The 521-nt window shown below is 76.2% G+C and carries 1 protein-coding gene; it reads right to left on the bottom strand.

Going from position 1 to position 521, the window contains the following annotated elements:
* On the bottom strand, nucleotides 1–521 hold a 521-nt coding region (locus OZN99_RS33350; protein ID WP_270939443.1), incomplete at both ends, for a hypothetical protein.

Raw genomic sequence — 521 nt, 5'->3', positions numbered from 1 at the left:
GGTGGCGCGCACGCAGCGCCAGGCGCGCCAGCGCCGCCAGGCCGAAGGCCGCGAGCAGGCACAGCGGCGGCAGCAGGATCAGGAAGTAGTGGTCGTAGAACTTGCCCGGGGCGACCACCGCCAGTACCGCCGCGCCGAGCCAGGCGAGCAGCGGCCACAACGTGCGGTGGCGCTCCGGCGCCGCGAGCAGGCCCAGCGCGGCAAGGCCGAGCCACAGCAGATGCGGCAGCGCACCCAGCACGCCGCGCCGGAAGCCCGGCCCGTCCGCCGGCACCGCGCCATAGCCCAGCACGCCGAGGATGTTGGCCTGCATCCAGGCATCCAGATGGCCGCTGGCCCAGTAGCCCGCCGCCATGCCGAGTGTCGGCAGCCCCGCGCCGGCGGCGAAGGCCAGCGCCAGCACGCCGACGCGCCGCGCATCCAGCCGCGCGCGCGCCGTGACGATCATCGCCAGCCACAGCGCCGCGCATTCCACCGCCGCCACCTGCTTGATCCACACCGCGACCCCCGCGGCCAGCCCG

This window comes from Falsiroseomonas oryzae, assembly GCF_027856955.1.
In the GTDB taxonomy this organism is placed as follows: domain Bacteria; phylum Pseudomonadota; class Alphaproteobacteria; order Acetobacterales; family Acetobacteraceae; genus Falsiroseomonas; species Falsiroseomonas oryzae.
This window is presented reverse-complemented; position numbering and strand designations above follow the sequence as displayed.